This window comes from Embleya scabrispora (assembly GCF_002024165.1).
GTDB classification, from domain to species: Bacteria; Actinomycetota; Actinomycetes; order Streptomycetales; family Streptomycetaceae; genus Embleya; species Embleya scabrispora_A.
Window position 1 is genome coordinate 109334 of the sequence record NZ_MWQN01000002.1, and the last position, 19399, is coordinate 128732.

General features: G+C 72.2%; 7 protein-coding genes. 2 read left to right on the forward strand and 5 right to left on the reverse strand.

What is annotated here, in order from left to right:
* Positions 1–33: 33 nt before the first annotated feature.
* From B4N89_RS31100 to B4N89_RS31120, 5 genes are read right to left on the reverse strand one after another with little or no spacing between them, the layout of a single operon-like run.
* On the reverse strand, positions 34–240 hold the full coding sequence (locus B4N89_RS31100; protein WP_078979825.1) for an MbtH family protein: 207 nt from the start codon (positions 238–240) through the stop codon (positions 34–36).
* Positions 237–5864, reverse strand: coding sequence for a non-ribosomal peptide synthetase/MFS transporter (locus B4N89_RS31105; protein ID WP_078979826.1), 5628 nt, complete (start codon positions 5862–5864; stop codon positions 237–239). The genes B4N89_RS31100 and B4N89_RS31105 overlap by 4 nt, the downstream gene beginning before the upstream one ends.
* A complete protein-coding gene (locus B4N89_RS31110; protein ID WP_078979827.1) occupies positions 5861–9184 on the reverse strand; it encodes a non-ribosomal peptide synthetase in 3324 nt (1107 codons plus the stop codon). Before B4N89_RS31110 ends, B4N89_RS31105 begins: the two co-directional genes overlap by 4 nt.
* Positions 9181–12390, reverse strand: coding sequence for a non-ribosomal peptide synthetase (locus B4N89_RS31115; protein ID WP_078979828.1), 3210 nt, complete (start codon positions 12388–12390; stop codon positions 9181–9183). Before B4N89_RS31115 ends, B4N89_RS31110 begins: the two co-directional genes overlap by 4 nt.
* Positions 12390–15614 carry a class I adenylate-forming enzyme family protein gene (locus B4N89_RS31120; RefSeq protein WP_235619013.1) on the reverse strand — a complete coding sequence of 1075 codons (3225 nt, stop codon included), beginning with the start codon at positions 15612–15614 and terminating at the stop codon, positions 12390–12392. Before B4N89_RS31120 ends, B4N89_RS31115 begins: the two co-directional genes overlap by 1 nt.
* A 554-nt stretch (positions 15615–16168) precedes the next feature.
* On the opposite strand from B4N89_RS31120, the gene B4N89_RS31130 reads away from it, so the two are divergent.
* Positions 16169–16372 carry a DUF6229 family protein gene (locus B4N89_RS31130; RefSeq protein WP_078979831.1) on the forward strand — a complete coding sequence of 68 codons (204 nt, stop codon included), beginning with the start codon at positions 16169–16171 and terminating at the stop codon, positions 16370–16372.
* An 89-nt stretch (positions 16373–16461) separates the two neighbouring features.
* Complete coding sequence (locus B4N89_RS31135) at positions 16462–19374, forward strand: type 2 lanthipeptide synthetase LanM family protein (protein ID WP_078980626.1); 2913 nt, start codon at positions 16462–16464, stop codon at positions 19372–19374.
* Positions 19375–19399: the final 25 nt, after the last annotated feature.

Consider the following 19399-nt stretch of genomic DNA (forward strand, 5'->3'; position numbering starts at 1 on the left):
CCCGAGTCGGGCCCACCGCCGGGTGGGGTTGGGTCAGGTGTTCGTGGGGGTGCGGATGCTGCGGGGGCGCATGTCGGTCCAGACTCTGTCGATGTGGGCCAGGCAGTCCGCGCGGGGGCCGGTGAAGCCTTCGGCTCGCCAACCGGCCGGGATGTCGCGGTCGGCGGCCCAGACCGAGTATTGGTCCTCGTCGTTGATCACTACACGGCACACAGGCGTGGGTTCGTCGTCGGTGGTCATACCTTCTCCGGTTCGAGGTGGGTCGGGTTGGGCTCGGTGGATGGGTTCTCGGTGCGCTTGCGGCGTTCCTCGATGCCGATCAGGTCGTCCGGCATGGCGTCGGCGACCTCGTCGTCGAAGCGTGAGATGACCCGGTGTCGGAACGAGGCGAGGGCCAGCAGGATCATCGCCGACGCGCAGATCAGGTACAGGAATCCGGTGCCGCGCCCCTCCCCCACGCCGATCACCCGGCCGACGCTGGAGGCGAGCGCGCCGTCCGGGCGGAACAGCGGTTCGAGCAGATGCACCGACAGCGGCGCGATCACCCCGAAGCCCAGCGGGAGGGTCGACCACGCCACCATCGTGTTCAGCGCGATCACCCGGCCGTGGAACCGCTGCGGCACCTTGACCTGGATGATCGTCGCGTAGATGCCGTTGAGCAGCGACAGGCCGAAGAACACCCCGAAGAAGGAGATCCCGACCAGCACCGGCGAGGGCCGCAGCCCGGCCAGGAAGGCGAACACCGCGATCAGCACCGTGGCGACCAGGATGCCGTGCATCCGCCGATGCCGGGGGCCGCCCCACACACCCATGGCCAGCCCGCCGAGCAGCGCACCCGCCCCGGCCGCCACGCCGACCGCACCGGCGGTGTGCACCGAGCCGAACGACAACACCAGCGGCGTCATCAACACCAGCATCGGCGCCAGGAAGACGTTCAGCAGCGCGAAGTAGAGCAGCATCGTGCGAAATCCCGCGTGCCCCATCGAGTAGCGCACCCCGTTGGCGATCTCCTTGACCATGCTCTCGCGCCGAGTCTGCGCCATCGTGTCGGGGAACGGCACGAACGCCACCACCGTCACCGCGATCACGAAGGTGGTGATGTCGATCAGCAGGATCCCGCCGAGCCCGATGCTCGCGAGCAGCGCCACCGCGATCAACGGGACGATCAACTGGGCCAGTCCGGTGCTCATTTGCACGATCCCGTTGGCATGGCCCAGATAGCGCTTCGGCACCAGTTGCGGCACCGCCGAGTTGTAGGCCAGCCGTTGGAAGGTCGCGGTCAGCGACAACACCACGAGCAGGCCGTAGACCGCGCCCACCCCCAAATGGCCCGCCCACAGCAACAGTGCCATCGTCACCTGCACCAGACCCGCCGCACAGTCCGCGACCAGCATCACCGACCGGCGGCTGTTGCGGTCCACCACCGCCCCCGCGAGCGGCGCCACCACGATTCCCGGCACCAGGGCCAACACCGAGAACAGCGCGAACTGGGTGAGCGAATCGGTACGCAGGTAGATCCAGATCGGGATGGCGAACTCGGTCAGCGCGGACCCGGTGATCGAGGCGAGTTGCCCGAGCGCCACCGCCATGAAGCGGCCCATGCTCGGCCGCACCGCCGACCGATCGGCTCTCTTCGCGTCCACGACCGAGCCCGACCCCGAACCCGGCACCGCCTCGGCCGGCGAGTCGGATTCGGTCCCGGAGACCCCGTGGAGCCACCAGCTCGCATCCTCGCCGCGCACCGCCCGGGTCAGCGGTTCGGTACGGTCGCGCGCCACCGCGTCGTGTGTCGCGGTGACGATCTCGGCCAACTCCTCGGCCCGGTACCGCAGGAAGTAGTGGCCCGCCTCGTCGATCACCACCAACGCCGTGGCCGAGGCCATGAAGTGCCACTCGCGGTAGCGCTCCTGGTAGAACTCGGTACTCGGGTCGCGCTCGCCGACCACCGAGATCACCGGTGCGGCCAGCGGCGGCAGGTCCTCGGCCATGCGCTTGGTGAAGTAGGCCTCCGAAGTCAGCCCATCCTTGCGCATGTTGCGGATGATGAAGCTCACCTGCTCCTCGTCCAGGTCGCCGAGGTCGGCGCCCATCGAGGTCAGCCAGTTCAGGTGCACCCGGTCCCCGCGCAGCCGCTCCAGGCCGGCGAACCGGGTCAGCGCACCGAGCACACCGCCCTCGGGCCGGGCGAACGGGAAGATCGCGCCCAGGTACACCGCCTCCAGGCGGCGCCCGGCCTGCTCCAGGAGATACGCGATCTGCGCGGTGAGGGCGCTGCCCACCCCGCAGTGCCCGTACAGCGCCAACGGCCCCTCGACCCCGGCCAGGATCTCGTCCGCGCACTCCCGGGCGACCTCCTCGATCGGCCTGGGCGCCTCCGGCATCGACAGGTCGTGGCCGGGAATCGCCACCGAGTACAGCGCGTGCCCCGCCGGCAGCGCGTCCGCCAACGGCTGATAGACCACCGCGCTGCCACCGCCGTACGGCACGCACACCAGCGACAACACCCGCTGCCCGACCGGGATCGGCCGGGTCAACTCGTGCAGCAGCGACCGTGGTTCGTCCCCACCGACGGGACGTTCGAGCAGCTGCGCCAGTTCGCGGACGGTCCGGTGCTTGAACAGTTCGAGCAGCGACACCTGCCGACCACCGGGCGGCAACGCCTTGCGCAGTTGGGCCAACACCTGCATGGCGAGCAGCGAGTGGCCGCCGAGTTCGAAGAAGTCGTCGGTCACACCCACCGAGCCGAGTTCGAGGACCTTGGTCCAGATCTCGACGAGAGTTGCCTCGAGTTCGCTCGACGGCGGTACCCGCTCACCGCCACCCGCGCCCTCGGCGGTGTCGGGTTCGGGCAGCAGCGCCCGATCCACCTTGCCGTGCGCCTTCAGCGGCAGGCGGTCCAGCCACACGAAGCGCGACGGCACCATGTACTCGGGCAGTCGCACCGACAACGCGCGCCTCAATTCCGCACCGGCGGGACGCTCACCCGGGGGAGCCGGATCGTCCCCGTCCTCCTCCGGCGGCACCAGATACGCGATCAGCCGCTGCGCGCCCGCCGGACCGCGCGCGTCCACCACGGCCTGCGCGACGCCCTCCTGTGCCCGCAACGCCTCCTCGATCTCGGCCGGTTCGACCCGGTAGCCGCGAATCTTGATCTGCTGGTCGCCGCGTCCCAGGAACTCGATGTCGCCGCCGGGCAGATACCGTCCGAGGTCGCCGGTGCGATACAGCCGCCCGCCCGGCGGGCCGAACGGGTCGGGGACGAACCGGTCGGCCGTGGCGCCGGGTTGGCCCAGATACCCCCGGGCCAGCCGCTCACCGCCGATGTGGATCTCGCCCGTGACCCCGATCGGCACCGGTTCCAGGTGGGCGTCCAGCAGGTACACCCGCGCGTTCGGCAGCGGCCGGCCGATCGGCGTCACGGTCGAGGTCACCATGTCGTCGGGTCGGACCCGATAGGTGGTCACCCCCACCGTGGTCTCGGTCGGCCCGTAGTGGTTGACCACCGCACAACCGCCCGCCGCGGCCAGGTCCCGGGTCCACTCCCACGACGAAGCCTCGCCGCCCAGGATCAACAGCCGCCGTGGCATCAGCGGTTCGGTGCCGACCTCGGCGGCCAGCCCGGCCAGGTGCGAGGGCGTCATCTTGAGGTAGTCGACCGGATGCCGGGCCAGATAGTCGGCGAACTCGGCGCCGGAGAGCCGCTTGGGCATCAGGTGCAGTTCGCCGCCGGTGGTCCAGGCCAGGTACAGCGCGGTGATCGCGAAGTCGAAGGACAACGACTGGGCCAGCCCGTACACCGACCCGGGTACCACCTCGAACCGCTCGCGCACCCCCTCCAGATAGGCCAGCGCCTCGCGGTGCTGGACCGCGACCCCCTTGGGACGCCCGGTCGAGCCGGAGGTGTAGATCACGTAGGCCAGATTGCCGGGCTGCGCCGTGCCCGGAATCGGATCCGCGCTCTCCGCCTCGATCCCGGCCCGCTCGCGGTCGACCAGGATCACCGCTCCGGTGTGGCCCACCGTACGTTCGCGCAGCGCGGAATCGGTCACCACCACCCGCACGGCCGAGTCGGTGAGCATGAACGTCAGCCGCTCCACCGGCTGTTCCGGATCCAGCGGCAGATACGCCGCACCCGACTTGAGCACGGCGAGCACCGCCACCGCCAGGTCCAGGGACTGCTCCAGGCACAACGCGACCGGCGTCTCCGGCCCCGCTCCGGCCGCCCGCAACCGCCGGGCCAGCCGATTCGCGCGGGCGTCGAGTTCGCCGTAGTCGAGCGTGGCGCCCTGCGAGGTCACCGCCGGCGCACGCGGATCGCGGGCCACCTGCGCCTCGATCGCCCCAGCCAGCGTGGCGTGTTCGGACAGCGGACGAGCCGTATCGTTCCACTCGGTGAGCAACCGAGCCCGCTCGGCCGCGTCGAGCAGCTCGATCCGGGACAGCGGGACGTGCGGATCGGCGACCACCGACCGCAACAGCGTGGCCAGATGCCCGGCCAGCCGCTCGACCGTGCCCGCGTCGAACAGGTCGGTGTTGTACGTCACCAGCCCGTGCATCCCGGTGCCGACCTCGAAGACGAACAGGCTCAGATCGAAGCGGGTCACCCGGGAGTCGGCGGTGAACCACTCGTGCGCGAGCCCGGTGAAGCCGTGCTCCCCGCGTCCGTAGTTCTGGAGCGCGAAGGTGACCTGGAACAGCGGCGTCCGGGAGACGTCGCGCACCACGTTCTGCCCGCGCACCACCTGATCGAACGGCAGATCCTGGTGGGCGTAGGCATCCAGGCTGCTCTCCCGTACCCGGCCCAGGAGTTCGGCGAAGGTCGGATCACCCGCCAGCGGCGCCCGCATGGCCAGCATGTTCACGAACATGCCGATCATCGGCTCCAGATCCGGATGCGGACGCCCCGCGATCGGCGAGCCGACCGCGAAGTCGCTCTGCCCGCCGTGCCGGGACAACACCGCCTGCCACGCCGCGAGCAGCGTCATGTACTGCGTGGCACCATGGGCCCGCCCCAACGCGGTGACCGCGTCGCACAGTTCCGCGTCCAGCACGAACGAGTGCCCGCCCCCGGGAAACGTCTGCTGCGGCGGGCGCGGCCGGTCGGTGGGCAGCGCCAGCGTACCCACGCCCGCCAGTCGCTCGCGCCAATAGGCGGCGGCACGTTCGCCCTCGGCACCGCCGAGCCGCCGCTGCTGCCAGGCCGCGTAGTCGCCGTAGCGCACGGGTGGTGCCGACAGGGGCGAATCGAGGCCGGCGACGAACGCGTTGTAGTCCGTCATGAGTTCGTTCACCATCAGGTGCACCGACCAGCCGTCGCCGACCAGATGGTGCAGCACCACGACCAGGATCGTGTCGTCCCGGTCCAGCCGCACCAGCGCGGCCCGGAACAGCGGGGCCACCTCCAGGTCGAACGGCCGGGCGAACTCCTCGCCCACGAGCGCCGCGGCCCACCGCTCGCGAGCCCCGAGATCCAGGTCGAGGGGTGCGCTGCGCCGCGTCACGGGGACCGGCGCCGGCGGGTGCACGGTCGCGGTCGGGTGACCGTCGGCACTGGTCCCGAATGTGGTGCGCAGGCTGTCGTGCCGGGCGAGCAGCCCGGTCAACGCCCGCTCCACCGCCGCCTCGTCCAGCGGCCCGCGCAGCCGCAGCGCGAACGGAATGGTGTACGCGGCGGTGCCCGGCGTCAGGTTCTCCATGAACCACAGCGGGATCTGCGCCGAGGACAGCGGAATCTCGGCCTCGTCCGGCAGCCGGGGAATCGACGGCGGGGCGGCGGCCGTCGACCGGCGCAACCGCTGTTCCAGCAGGGCCCGCTTCGCGGCGGACAGGCCGCCCGCTCGGGTCGGGGGTGAGGTGAGCGTCATCGCACGTCCCCCGTCTCGGTCCCGTCGAGCACCAGTCGTTCGGCGTCCGCCTCGGACAGCCCGTCCAGTTCGACCATCAGCAACTCCTCGATCGCCGCGGCCAGACCGGCCACGGTGGGATCGGCGAACAGGGTCCGGATCGGCACCGCGAGTTCGATCGCCGCGCCGATTCGGGCCACCGCCCGGGTGGCCAGCAACGAGTGGCCGCCCAGGGCGAAGAAGTCGTCCAGCGCGCCGACCCGGGACACCCCGAGCACCTCGCCGAACGTCTGCGCGACCAGCTCCTCGGCGCTGCCGCGCGGCGCCACGAAGACGGCCTCGGGCGTACCGGGTTGCTCGGGCGCGGGCAGCGCGGCCCGGTCCAGCTTGCCGTTCGCGGTCAGCGGCAGCCGGTCCAGGGTCACGAACGCCGCGGGCACCAGATAGGCCGGCAGCGTACGGCCCAGCGCGGCCCGCAACTCGGCCGCGTCGGGCACGGGCATCGACCCGCCCGCCTCCGGCACCACGTAGGCGACCAAACGTCGATCGCCCCGCTCGTCCCGGACTTCCACCACCGCCTGGCCGATGTCGGGCCGCGCCGCCAGGGCCGCCTCGATCTCGCCGAGTTCGATCCGGTAGCCGCGCAGCTTGACCTGGTGGTCGTCGCGACCCAGAAACTCCAGGGTCCCGTCCGGTCGTTGCCGGGCCCGATCGCCGGTGCGGTAGAGCCGGGCGCCGGGCGGCCCGTAGGGGTCGGGCACGAAGTGGCGCGCGGTCAGGGCAGGGCGGCCGAGGTAGCCGCGCGCCAACCCGGCACCGCCGATGCACAGTTCACCGGCGACCCCGATCGGTACCGGTTCCAGGTGTCGATCCAGCACGTGCACGCGGGTGTCCGCGAGCGGGCGGCCGATCGGCGGCCGGGAACCGTCCCAGGTCCCGGCTGCGCCCCCGGCCAGGTCCGCCGCGGTGGCGATCACCGTGGCCTCGGTCGGACCGTACGTGTTGACCACCTCGACCCGCTCACCGAACACCTCGTGCCATCGCCGCATCGAGGCGGCGTCGGCCTGATCGCCGCCCAGGATCAGCAGCCGCAGAGCCTGCGGCCAGGCCAACCCCGGGGTTTGGGCCACGAGTTCGTGCCAATACGACGTCGGCAGGTCGAGCACGGTCAGCGTGCGCCCGGCCGCGGTGCCGAAGAAGTCCGGCAGCAGTCCGTCGGCGGGGGCGAGCACGAGCGTGGCGCCGCCGAGCAGGCTCGGATACAGCTCCTCGACGTGCGTATCGAAGCCGAACGAGGCGAACTGCAACACCCGGTCGCCCGGCCCGCTCCGATACCGCCCGCGCATCCAGGCCACCCGACCGGCCAGCGCCTCCCGGGTGATCGGGGTGCCCTTGGGCCGGCCGGTGGAGCCGGAGGTGTAGATGATGTAGGCCAGATGGTCGGGACCGGCGATCCGGGCGGGCGGCTCCGCTTCGGTATCGCCGCTCGGGGCCGCGTCGACCCCGTCGAGGAGCACCACCGGCACCTCGCCGCCCGCGAACCGGTCGGCGAATCGCGCACGGCACAGCACCCGTTCCGCCCCGCCGTCGGCCAGCATCCACTCGATCCGTTCGGCCGGCAACGTCGGATCGATCGGCAGATACGCGCCGCCCGCCTTGAGCACGGCCAGCAGTGCGACGACCGTCTCGATCGAGCGTTCGGCGCATACCGCGACCACCGTGTCCGGTCCGGTGCCGGCCCGGCGCAACACCCGGGCCAGCCGGTTCGCGCGGACGTCGAGGTCGGCGTAGTCGACCCGGGTGTCGCCCGACTCGACGGCGATCGCATGCGGGGTGCGCAGCGCCTGAACCTCGAAGGCCACGACCGGATCCGGGCATTCGCCGCCGGTCGGTCCCACCGCGCCCGCCAGCACCCGGACGCGTTCCGCCGCCGACAGCAGCGGCAGCCGGGACAGCGGCGCGTCCGGATGCGCGACCGCGCCCGCGAGCAGGGTCTCGAAGCAGCGGGCCAGTCGGGCGATGCTCTCGGGGGCGAAGCGGTCGGTGTTGTAGACGAACTCGGTGACCAGCTCGTCCCCTTCCGGCCAGACCTCGAGGGCCAGATCGAACTTCGCCTGGCGGAACCCCGATTCGAAACCCTCGGCGACGACGCCGGCCAGGCGCAGTCCGGCCCCGGCCGGTGGGCGCAGGGTCAGCATGGTCTGGAACACCGGTGGGCTGTCCGGATCCCGGTCCACATCGAGTGCGCCGAGCAGCCGCTCGAACGGTACGTCCTGATGCTCGTACGCCTGGAGGGCCACCGCGCGGGTGCGGGCCAGGAAGTCGCGGAACGACGGGTCGCCGGCCGTACTGCCGCGCAGGACCAACGTGTTGAGGAAGTAGCCGACCAGCGGCTCGTAGTCCTCCTCGTCCCGACCCGCCAGCGGCGAGCCGACGCAGACGTCCTCCTGGTCGCAGTAGCGCGCGAGCAGGGTCTGGTATCCGGCGAGCAGGGTCATGTAGAGGGTGACCCGCTCGTGCCGGGCGAGTTGTTCGATTCCGGTGCGCAGCGAGGCCGGCAGGTGGTGGGTGACCGTACCGCCGTGTCCGGACTCGGTGTCGGCGCCGCTGCCCCGCGGTCGATCGACCGGCAGATCCAGGGTCGGCGCGCCGGCGAGTTGTCGGGTCCAGTAGGTCAGTCGCTCCTCGAAGCCGGGCTCATCGAGGAGTTCGTGTTGGCGCTGTACATAGTCGCCGTAGCCCAGCGGCAGCGGGGTCAGCGGCGAAGGGCGGCCCTCGGTGAACGCCGCGTAGAGCGCCGCCATTTCCTCGTCGATCACGTTCATCGACCAGCCGTCGGCGACGATGTGGTGCAGGGCCAGGCACAACACGTGGTCCCGGCCGGCGGAGTCCAGGTGCAGCAGGCTCGCCGTGAACAGCGGGCCCCGGGCCAGGTCGAACGCACGGTTGGTGCGTTCGGCGACCAGGTCGCGCGCGAGTCGTTCGCGATCGGCCGGGGCGCCGTCCACCTGCACCCGCTCCAGGACGAATGTTCCGGGCGTGCCGATCACCTGGACCGGTACGCCGTCCTCGTCGGGGAAGGTCGCGCGCAGACTGTCGTGCCGGTCGACCAGCTCGGACAGGGCGCGGTCGAGGGCGGCGGCGTCGAGCGGGCCGCGCAGGCGGTGGACCTGGAACATGTTGAATGCCGCGTCGCCGGGATTGATCCGGTCGAGCAGCCACAGCCGTTCCTGGCCGGCGGACAGCGGGATGCGCCGCGAGGGGCGGGACGCGGACGGGTCGGCGGGCCGGTCCTGCGGCGACAACGGGTGCGGGTCGTGGCTTCGGGTGGGGTTGTTCATGGCCGCCGCTCGCTTCGCATCGCGGATACCGCGCTGGTGAGTCCGGAAATGGTCGGGGTTTCGAAGAACACGTGCAGCGGTACGTCGACGCCGAGGCGTTTGCGGATGCGCGCGCCGATCCGGGTGACGGTGAGCGAGTGGCCGCCCAGGTCGAACAGGTCCTCGTCCGGACGGATGTCGTCCAAGCCGAGCACTTCGCGCCAGATCGCGGTGATCTCGGCGGCGGGTCCGGTGTCGGCGGGGGTGTCCGCCTCGTCGGCCGGGTCCGGTTCGACCGCCCGCAGGCGCGGCGGCGCGGGCAGCGCGGCCCGGTCCAGCTTGCCGTTGGGGGTCAGCGGCAGGCGCTCCAGCGGCACGTAGACGCCGGGCACCAGGGCCCGAGGCAGCGTCGCGGCCAGATGCACGCGCAGTTCGGCCGCGCTCGGCGTGGCGGCGCCGCGCGGGATCAGGTAGGCGACCAGGAGCGGCCCGTCGGCACCATCCTCGCGCACCGTCACGGCAGCCGCCGCGATGCCCGTGTGGGCAAGCAAAGCATTCTCGATCTCGCCGAGTTCGACCCGATGGCCGAGGATCTTGACCTGGTGGTCGTCCCGGCCCAGGAACTCGATCCGGCCGTCGTCGCGATACCGGGCCAGGTCGCCGGTGCGGTAGAGGCGGGCGCCCGGCGGGCCGTACGGGTCGGGCCCGAAGCGGTCGGCGGTGACCGCGGGCAACCGGCGGTAGCCTCGGGCCAGTCCGTCGCCGCCGATGTACAGGTCGCCGGCGACGCCGACCGGGACGGGGGCCAGGTGCCGGTCCAGGACGTACATCCGGGTGTTGGCGATCGGGCGGCCGATGGTCACCTCGTCGTCGTCCGGGCCGATCTCAGCGGTGCTGGACCACACCGTGGTCTCGGTCGGCCCGTACGCGTTCACCAGGCGGCGGGCCCGGCGGCGCAACTCCCGCGCGAGCGGCACCGGCAGCGGTTCGCCGCCGGTGACGGCGAACACCGCCGGCTCCTCGAAGCCCGCGTCGAGCAGCATGCGCCAGCCGGACGGGGTGGCCTGGACATGGGTCACCCCTCGATCCCGGATCAACCGGAGCAGCGCCCGGCCGTCCCGGGTCTCCCCGTCCTCGGCGAGCACGAGCCGCCCGCCGGTGATCAGCGGCACGTACAGCTCGACCGCCGAGATGTCGAAGGACGCCGAGGTCAACCCGAGCCACACCGAGTCGGCGGCGCAGGCCAGGACGTCCCGCATCGAGGCGAGGAGGTTGCTCAGCGCGCGGTGTTCGATCTCCACGCCCTTCGGGCGCCCGGTGGAGCCGGACGTGGCCAGCACGTAGGCGAGTTCGTCGGGTGTCGGCGGGGATGCGGCGATCGGGTCGGCACCGGCCGGGTCGATCTCCGCCGTCCCGGCGAGGTCGCCGGCCCCGTCGATGCCGTCGCCGCCGTCGTTGCCGTCGATCCCGTCGATCAGCAGCGCCTGGTCGGCGCGTCCGGGGAAGCGACCGAGCAGATCGTGTTCGGTCAACAGGGCGTCGGCGGCGCAGTCTTCGAGCACCATCGCCAGTCGGGCCGACGGGTATTCCGGGTCCAGCGGCAGATACGCGGCGCCCGCCCGCAGCACCCCGAGGAGCGCGGTGGGCAGCGCGGCCGTGCGGCGCACGCAGACCGCGACCAGGTCGCCTCGACCGATCCCGGCGCCCCGCAACCGCCGGGCCACCGCGTCGACGGCCGCGTCGAGTCGGGCATAGGTGATCCGGGTCGAGCCGCACTCCACCGCGACCGACTCGGGGGTACGGGCGGCCTGAGCCGCGAACTGCCCCGACAGCGTCGCGTGTTCGGTTTGTCGGGCGGTGTCGTTCCAGTCCCGCACCATACGTTCGCGCTCGTCGGCGCTCTGCAGGGCGAGGCGGGACAGCGGGGTGTCCGGGTCCGCGACGATCGCCCGCAGCAGGGTCCGGTAGTGGCCCGCGATCACCGTCGCGGCGCCCTCGTCGAGGGCGTCGGTGGCGTAGTGCAGGTGCAGCGCGAGTCGGTTCGGGTCGTCCAGGCACTGCATGTGCAGGTCGCCGCGTGCGGCGTGGTTGAACACGGTCCAGTCGATCGACACGGGCAGGCCCGCGAAGTCGGGCACCGAGGTACGGCGGCGATAGCTCATGGACACGGGTGCCAGCGCCAGGCGCGGGGTCAGGCCGGGAACGACCCGGCCCAGCGGCACGTCGCGGACCGGGTACAGATCGCGCAGATCCGCCCGCAGCGCCTGGACGAAGGCACGGAACGTCAGGTCGGCCGACGGCGTGGTGTGGACGGGGAGTTCGTTGACGTAGGGACCCACCCGGTCGCGGCTGTGCGCGGTGCGGGTGCCCAGGTCGATGGCGACCGTGGCCCGTTCGTTGCCGTAGCGCCACAGCTGGGTGTGCAGTGCGCCCAGGAGCAGCGCGAAGGTACTCACGCCGAGGAGTTCGGCGGTGGCGGCGACGGCCACGCGCAGTTCGTCGTCGACGGGGATCGGGACGGATCCGCCGGTGCCGCCGTCGAGCGCGCCGCGGCGGCGTCCGGGCAGGGTGACGGCGGGTGGTACACGTTCCTCGCCGGCGAAGCGGATCTCGGCGAGGCCGACCCGGCGCTCGGCCTGGGCCGCCTCGCGGGCGATCCGCTCGGCGTCCTCCGACTCCTCCAGGTCCGGCAGATCCGGCTCGACGCCGGTGCCGAACGCGGCGTAGTGCGCGGCCAGATCGCGGACGAGGATGTCCTTGGAGCCGCCGTCGAAGGCGAGGTGGTGGGCGACCACGAGCAGGGTCCGGTGCCCGGGGCCCGCGTCGACCAGGGTGAAGCGCACCAGCGGCCCGGCCTGCGGGTCGAACGGGCGCAGTGTCTCGCGACGCAGCGACTCGGCTGCCAGGTCCGCGCGTCGCTCGTCGGGCGTCTCGGTCAGGTCCTCGATCACCAGGTGCGGAACGGTGTCGGCGGGGACCAGCCACGGCTCCCCGTCGAGTTCGCGCAGCGCGCTGCCCAGGACCGGGTGTCGCACCACGACCGCGGCACAGGCGTGCGCGAGCGCGGTCCGGTCGAGGTCGCCGGTGAACCGGATGCTCAGCGGCATGTGGTGCGCGGTGCCCGTGGGTACCGCGAGTTCGGTGAACCGGATGCCGTGTTGCGCCGGGGACACCGGGGCTCGGCACGGGGATTCCGGCGGCAGGGGTACCGGTCGGGTGGTGCGCATCAGCGGCCCTTCTGGGAGGCGGTGGGTGCGTGCACCAGCGCGGCGGTGTCCCCGAACACCGGCGCCTGGGGGTGGTCGAGCGCGAACTCGCAGGCGTCTACGAAGGCCTGGGCCAGGTCCTCGACGACGGGCCGGGCGAACGCGCGGTCGTTGTAGAGCAGCCAGCCGGCGATGCTGCCGTCGGGCTGTTCGGTCAGGGCCAGTTCGGGCACGCCCAGGTCCGGGCGGCCGTCCGGCGTGGGCCATTCGGCGTCCAACTGACGGGGCAGCTCGAAGGGTTCGGAGAGCAGGCCCAGGAAGTGCGCCTGGTTGCTCCAACTCTCGTAGCGCACCCAGGCCGCGTCCGGAAAGCGCGGGTAGAACTCGGCGAACGGGTAGCACTGGTGCTCGGTCGCGGCCAGCGCGGCGGTGCGGACCCGGTCGAGCAGGCCGTCGTACGACGGGTCGCCGTCCAGGTCGACCCGGATCAGCAGGGATTGCACGAGGCAGCCGATCAGGTTCTCGCTGCCGGGTCGGGTCCGGCCGGGTACGGGCGACATCACCACGATGTCCCGGATACCGGACGCCCGCGCCAGCACGCCCGTCCAGCACGCGGTGGCCACCATGAACGGTGTGGCGCCCCGTTCGCGGGCGACCGTGCGCAACCGCTCGACCAGGTCGGCGGCAAGCCCGAAACGCACCGAACCGCTGTGCAGCAGGCCGGTGACCGCGCGCCCGGGGAACGGGTCGAGCGCGGCGGGCGCCCCGGCCAGGGCCGCTTCCCAGAACGGACGGGTGCGCGGCCATTGCGCGCGGGCCCAGCTCAGGTGTTCCGAGCAGGTCGGCATGGGCGGTGGCAGCGGAGCGGGCCGACCGGTGTGCAAGGCCGAGTACACGAGCGCGAGTTCGCGCAGGAGTACGCCCATCGACCAGCCGTCGAACACCATGTGGTGCACCGCGAGGATCAGCACGTGGTCCTCGGGGTCGAGTTCGATCAGCAGGGCGCGCACGAGGGGTCCTTGTGCGAGGTCCCAGTGGTGCTCGCGTTCGGCGCCCGCGTGCTCGCGGGCGAACCGTTCGCGGTCGGCGTGCGTGGCGCCTTCGGCGCGGACGCGCCGCACCTCGGGTGGCAGTTCGGCGAGTACGAGGGCGTCGGCGGTGCCGTCGGCGTAGTGGAAGACGGTGCGCAGCGCCTCGTGTCGGCGCACCACCTCGCCCAGGGCCGCCTCCAGGGTGTCCGGGTCGAGGGTGTCGGTGATCCGGATGCCCACGCTGACCGGGCCGACGTCGCGCGGCTGGTCGGTGGCGTACATCCAGACGAAGAAGTTCTCCTGCTGGGAGCTGAGCGGCATGCGCGCCACCGGCTCCCCGGCCGACTCGGCGCTCGCGGACCCCGGTGGCGGACACATCGGCTCCACCGGCGTGCCCATGGCTTTCGCGTCCGTCCGGTCGGGTTCGGGGCGTGCCCGCGCGGTGTCGATCCAGGTCGCCTGGGCGGCCAGTTCGGGTCGGTCGAAGGCGAGCGATACCGGCACGTCGAGGGCGAACAGACGGGTCGCGGCGGCGGCCAGCCGGGTCGCCTTGAACGAATCCCCGCCCAGGGCGAAGAAGTCGTCGTCGGGGCCGGCGGCGGGCGTGCCCAGCACCTCCTGCCACAGGCCGCCGACGGCGGATTCCGTCGCGGTCCGCGGCACACTCGGCCGCGCGGCGTCGTCCCCGGCCATCCGGGCTCGTAGCTCCGCCTTGACCACCTTGCCCGCCGGGTTGCGGGGCAGGGTGTCCAGGCACAGGAATCGGGTCGGGATCTCGTGTCGGGCCAGGCGTTCGCGCAGGAACGCCCGAAGGTCGTCGGCCGAGACCTCGTCCCGCAGGACCAGCGCGGCGGCGACCATCGTGCCCATCACGGCGTGCGGGACGCCGAACACGGCGGCCTCGGCGACGGCCGGATGTTCGTACAGCGCTGCCTCCACAGCGAGTGTGGCGACCTTGTTCGCGCCGGACTTGATCAGGTCGCTTTCCCGGTCGATCAGGTACAGGTAGCCGTCGGCGTCGAGTCGGCCGATGTCGCCCATCCGGATCCAGCCGTCGGTGAACACCCCGGCGTCGGCGCTCGGGTCGCGGTAGTAGGCGCGCGAGGTGGTGGGCGAGTGGAGCCAGATCTCGCCGGCCTCGCCGGTCGGTACGGGTTCGCCGTCCGGGCCGACGATGCGCAGGTCGTCATGGCCGGTGCCGCGCCCGACCGAGGTCGGCCGGTCGGGATCGAAGACCATGGTGGTCTGGGCCGGGGCCGCCTCGGTGGAGGTGTAGGAGTTGACGATCACGGCGTCGGGGAAGATCTCGGTCAGGGCCAGTGCGGTGGCCGGCGGCAGTGCGGCGGCGGTCGAGCCGAAGAGTTGCACCGAGTCGAGGTCGTACCGGGTCCAGGCCCGCGAGTTGACCAGGTCGGTCGCCATCGCCGGCACGGTGAACACGGTGCCGACGCGGTGGGCGGCGATCAGCGCGCAGAACTCCTCGGCGTCGAACGTCGGGGCGCACAGCGCGGTCGGCTCGGCGGTGAGCGCGTTGAGCAACATGGTCTGTCCGGCGTTGGTGCCGATCGGGAACGCGTGCAGGAAGTGCTTCGAGTGCGCCAACTGCCTTCGTCGGGGCGATGGTTCGAAGCCGTGGGTGAGGTTGGCGTGGGTGGCGCCGACGCCCTTGGGGGTGCCGGTGGTGCCGGAGGTGTAGAGGATCTGCGCGAGGTCGTCGGGATGCGGCTCGGCGGGGGCCGAGGGTTCGGCGGGCTCCGGGGGTTCGTGCGGATCCACGGGATCCGGCGCCGGGGGCGCGGCCGGATTCGAGCGGGCCCTCGTGTCCGCGGCGGCTTCGAGGGTCGCCGAAATCGCGGTCCAGGCGCCGGTGTTCGGTGGCTCGATGTCGACGCCGTGCAGGACGCCGGCCGCCGCGCAGTGCGTGAGCATGGCCTGCACGGCGGTGGCCGGCAGGCGTTCGGGCAGCGGTACGGCGACCGCGCCGGCCCGCTGGACCGCGCAGTAGGCGACCGCGTAGTCGGCCCATTCGCGACCGGCGAAGATCAGCGCGACCCGATCCCCGGCGCGTACCCCCCGCTGGTGCAACTCGAAGGCCAGGGCGACGGATCGGCGCCACCAGTCGGTGAAGGTCAGTGCGGTCCCGGACCGGCCCGGGACCAGGATCGCGACGCGATGCGGGTCGAGGTCCGCGCGGGCTGCCAACAGGCCCGGCACGGTGTATCGATCCTCGGGACGCCCCGAACCGGATAACCCGGGCCGGACGTCGGGGGCGGTCACGGCGCGCCCCGCTTCGACGTCGCCGGGCACGGACGTGGTTGAGCTCTGCGCATGGTTCTTCTCCGGGGTAGGAGTGCAAAGTTCGGTACGCCGACGGAGCAGTGTCGGCTCACGCTCGAAATAGGCGGAATTGCCGTACGGGAACCACCGACGAGCCATGGAGCGATGACCGTCGGCGACGTGCCAAGAGTGTCAATGGACTAGACCAATGACAAGAGCCGTTCCGAATCCCGGACCACGTTCGCGGTGGAAAACCGGCCGGTCGCAGCGTCGAGGGGGCGCATCGACCACCATCGGTCGCCCGCCCGACCGCGCGCGAACCACTCGATTACGGCCTGGGAGTGGAGAATTCGCCTCGTCGCGCGGAAGTCTGTCGCGGACGACATTCGGACGCTAACGTGTGCCTGCCGCACTTCCCTCACCCAGGGTCGATGATCGCTGAACCCGGTGTACCCGCCGGTAATCATCGGCATCGGCGGAAAGGTATCGTCATGCGCACTGCATCGAATGCCACGCGGAACACCGTCGTCGACGCCTGGCGCTCCGGCGCCGAAACGACCGACGGCATGGAAAACCCCGCCGGTTCGCTCTACATCGGCGGATCCGCCACGGAACAGGGCCTCACCGAGATCGACGTCGCGGCGATCAGCTGCGGCACCGCCTGTTCGTGGTCGCGCACCCGCGCCTGTTGCTGACCGAAGCTCACCGGCCCGCCGTCCGGCGCCGATCGTTGCGTCGATCGGTGTCGGGCGGCGGGTCCGTCTCGATGGGTGGCGATCCGCAGATGGCGATTCCGGTCCGGCCGCGTCCCGTGGTGAGCTACGACGACGCGGGTGAGTTCGACACCGCGTTCGAGCCGCTGATCGGCCCCGCCCTGAACCGCTTTCGGCGCCGATTGCGCGCCGTGCCGGACCCGCTGTCGACCACCGAGCGGGAGATCCTGCTGCGCGCCGCCCGACGCGCCCTGCTGGAGACCGTGCGCCCCAAGGCCAACCGACTGCTGCTGCTGGAACTGCACGCGGCCCGGATGTCCGGCCGGCTCACCCGCGCGACCAGCGAGCAACGCTGGCTCGAATTCCTCGAACACGCCGCCGAGCCCGGGTTCTGGAGCGAACTCGACGTCGACTATCCCGCGTTCGCACCGCGGCTGGACCGGGTGATCCGCAATCGGTGCACGGCGCTGCTCACTCTGGCCCGCCGCATCGCCGCCGATCGCGACCGGCTCACCGACCTGCTCGGCACACGCCCCGGCGAACTCGTCGAGATCGGCACGGACGCGGGCGACTCGCACCGCGGCGGCCGTACCGTGGCCCTGCTCCGCTTCGAGGCCGGCCGCGTGGTGTACAAACCCCGCGCACTCGACGTGGACGTCGCCCTCGCCACCACCGTGGACACCCTCCTGGCGCACGTCCCGCGCGAGGAACGCATCGCGGTCCCCCGGGTATTGCTCGGTGGCGAGTACGGCTGGGCCGAATACGTCGAACACCGCTACTGCGCCGACGCCGCCGAACGGTCCCGTTTCTACCGCGGCCTCGGCGAATGGATGTGCGTCGTGCAACTGCTGGGCGGCACCGACCTGCACTCGGAGAACGTGATCGCGTGCGGCCCCGTCCCGTGGGTGGTGGACTGCGAGACCCTGTTCAGCCCCGAACCCCGGGTCGGCGCGAGCGGACTCGGCGATGCCTTCGACACCGCCGCCGCCTCGGTCCGGCGCACCGTGCTGCGCACCGGCCTGTTGCCGATGCGCCTGGGCCAACTCGCGCTGCAGGGCGTGGACATGTCCGCGGTCGGTGCCCTTCCCGACCAGCAACCGCGCGTCCCGGTGCCGGTGATCACCGGCGCCGGCACCGATCTGGCCCGGCTCACGATGGAGCCCGCCGACGTCGCCGGATCGGCCAACCTGCCCGCCCCCGACGCCGATCCGCTCGCCCATCAGGACGACATCGTGCACGGCTATCGCGACCTGCGCGCCCGCCTGGACGGACGCGACGCGGCCGGGCGACTGCGGCCGATGCTCGACGTGTTCGCCGGTTGTGAGCTGCGGGTGGTGTTGCGCCCCACCCAGGTCTACGTCGAGATCGCCCGGATGCTCTGGCATCCCGCGTCGCTGCACGAGGAGGGCCCGGCCGTCGAGCGCGCGCGGGATGTGCTGATCCGCCAGGCGAAGGCGCTGCACGGCGCCCCCGACACGCCCGAGGTGGTCGGCGCGGAGGTCGCCGATCTCCTCGACGGCGACATCCCGTTCTTCGGCGTCCGGCCCGAGCGGGGGCGGATGACCGGACCACGCGGCACCGAATGGGGCGATCCCGCACACCTGATCGACGAGAGCCTCGACCGCTGGCGGGCCGGAGACCCGGAGTTCGAGGAGGTGATGATCCGCTCCTCGCTGCTCGGCGTCTACCGCGACCGCAGCGCGATGCCCGAGGGGGAACGACACCGCGAGGTGCGAGTACGACACGACGAGCGGGAGGAGCGCCGGCGCGCCCTCGCCGCCGAAGCGGCGCGCGACCTGTGCGCCCGGGCCGTGGTCGGCGCGGACGGGACGGCCACCTGGATCGGGCCGGTGTACACCGACAGCGGCTTCAACGTACGCCCGTTCGCCGCCGACCTGTACAGCGGACAGGCCGGCGTCGCACTGGCCCTGCGCGCGTATCTGACCGAGTCCCGCGCGGGCCGGGTGCCGATCGTGGACGGGCTGCCGGCGCTCACCGAGGGGGCGATCCGGGCACTGGCGGCCATGGAGGACGCGGTACCCACCGCCCGGATCGGCGCGTTCGACGGGATCGGCGCGGCGGTCCGCACCTGGCTGGCCCTGCACACCGCGTCGGGCCGGCCGACCGACCTGGACCGGGCGATCCGACACGCCGAGCGCGCACCGGGCCTGCTGGCCGAGGACACCATCCTCGACCTGGCCGGCGGCGCCGCCGGATCGATCGTGCCGATGCTCGCCCTGGCCGACCGTACCGGCGACCGCCGTTGGCGCGACGTCGCCGAATCCGCCGCGGAACTGCTCGGGCGACGCGCGGTCGTCGAGGAGGACTCCCTCGGCCGACGCACCGCCCGCTGGCCGACCGTACTCTTCCCCGACGGCATCGGCGGCTTCGCGCACGGCGCCGCGGGCATCGCCTGGGCCCTGACCCGACTGGGCTTGGCCGCGAGCCGGCCGAAGTGGTTCGAACTCGCGGATCTGGCATGGGCGTTCCAGGAAGCCCTGTACGACCCGAAGGTGCGCGGCTGGCTCGACGGCCGACAGCGGGACGAGGTCCTGTTCCTCGACTCGTGGTGCCACGGCAGCACCGGCATCGGCCTGGCCGGTTGGGACCTGTACCGGCGCACCGGCGCCCCCGAGCAGCTCGACCGGGCCCTGCGCGCGGCGGCCGCGACCTGGCGCACCGGCTTCGGCTGGGACTACACGCTGTGCCACGGCGACCTGGGCTCGTGGGAACTCCTGGACACCCTGCTGCGCGGCGCCCCCGAGCAGCTTCGATCCCATCTGCGGAACGCCCCCACCCGCGAGCGGCTGGACGCGCTCCTGCTCACCGGGCTCGAAACCTACGGCCCGCACACCCCGTCCACTCGGCACACCACCACGGCATCCCTGCTCCCGGGCAGCGCGGGCGCCCTGCACCAACTCCTGCGCATGCACCCGACGAGCGCGGACCGCCCGTCGTCACTGCTGCTCCTGGACGAACTCTGAGCATTGGTGCGCGAGTTGCCTCGGC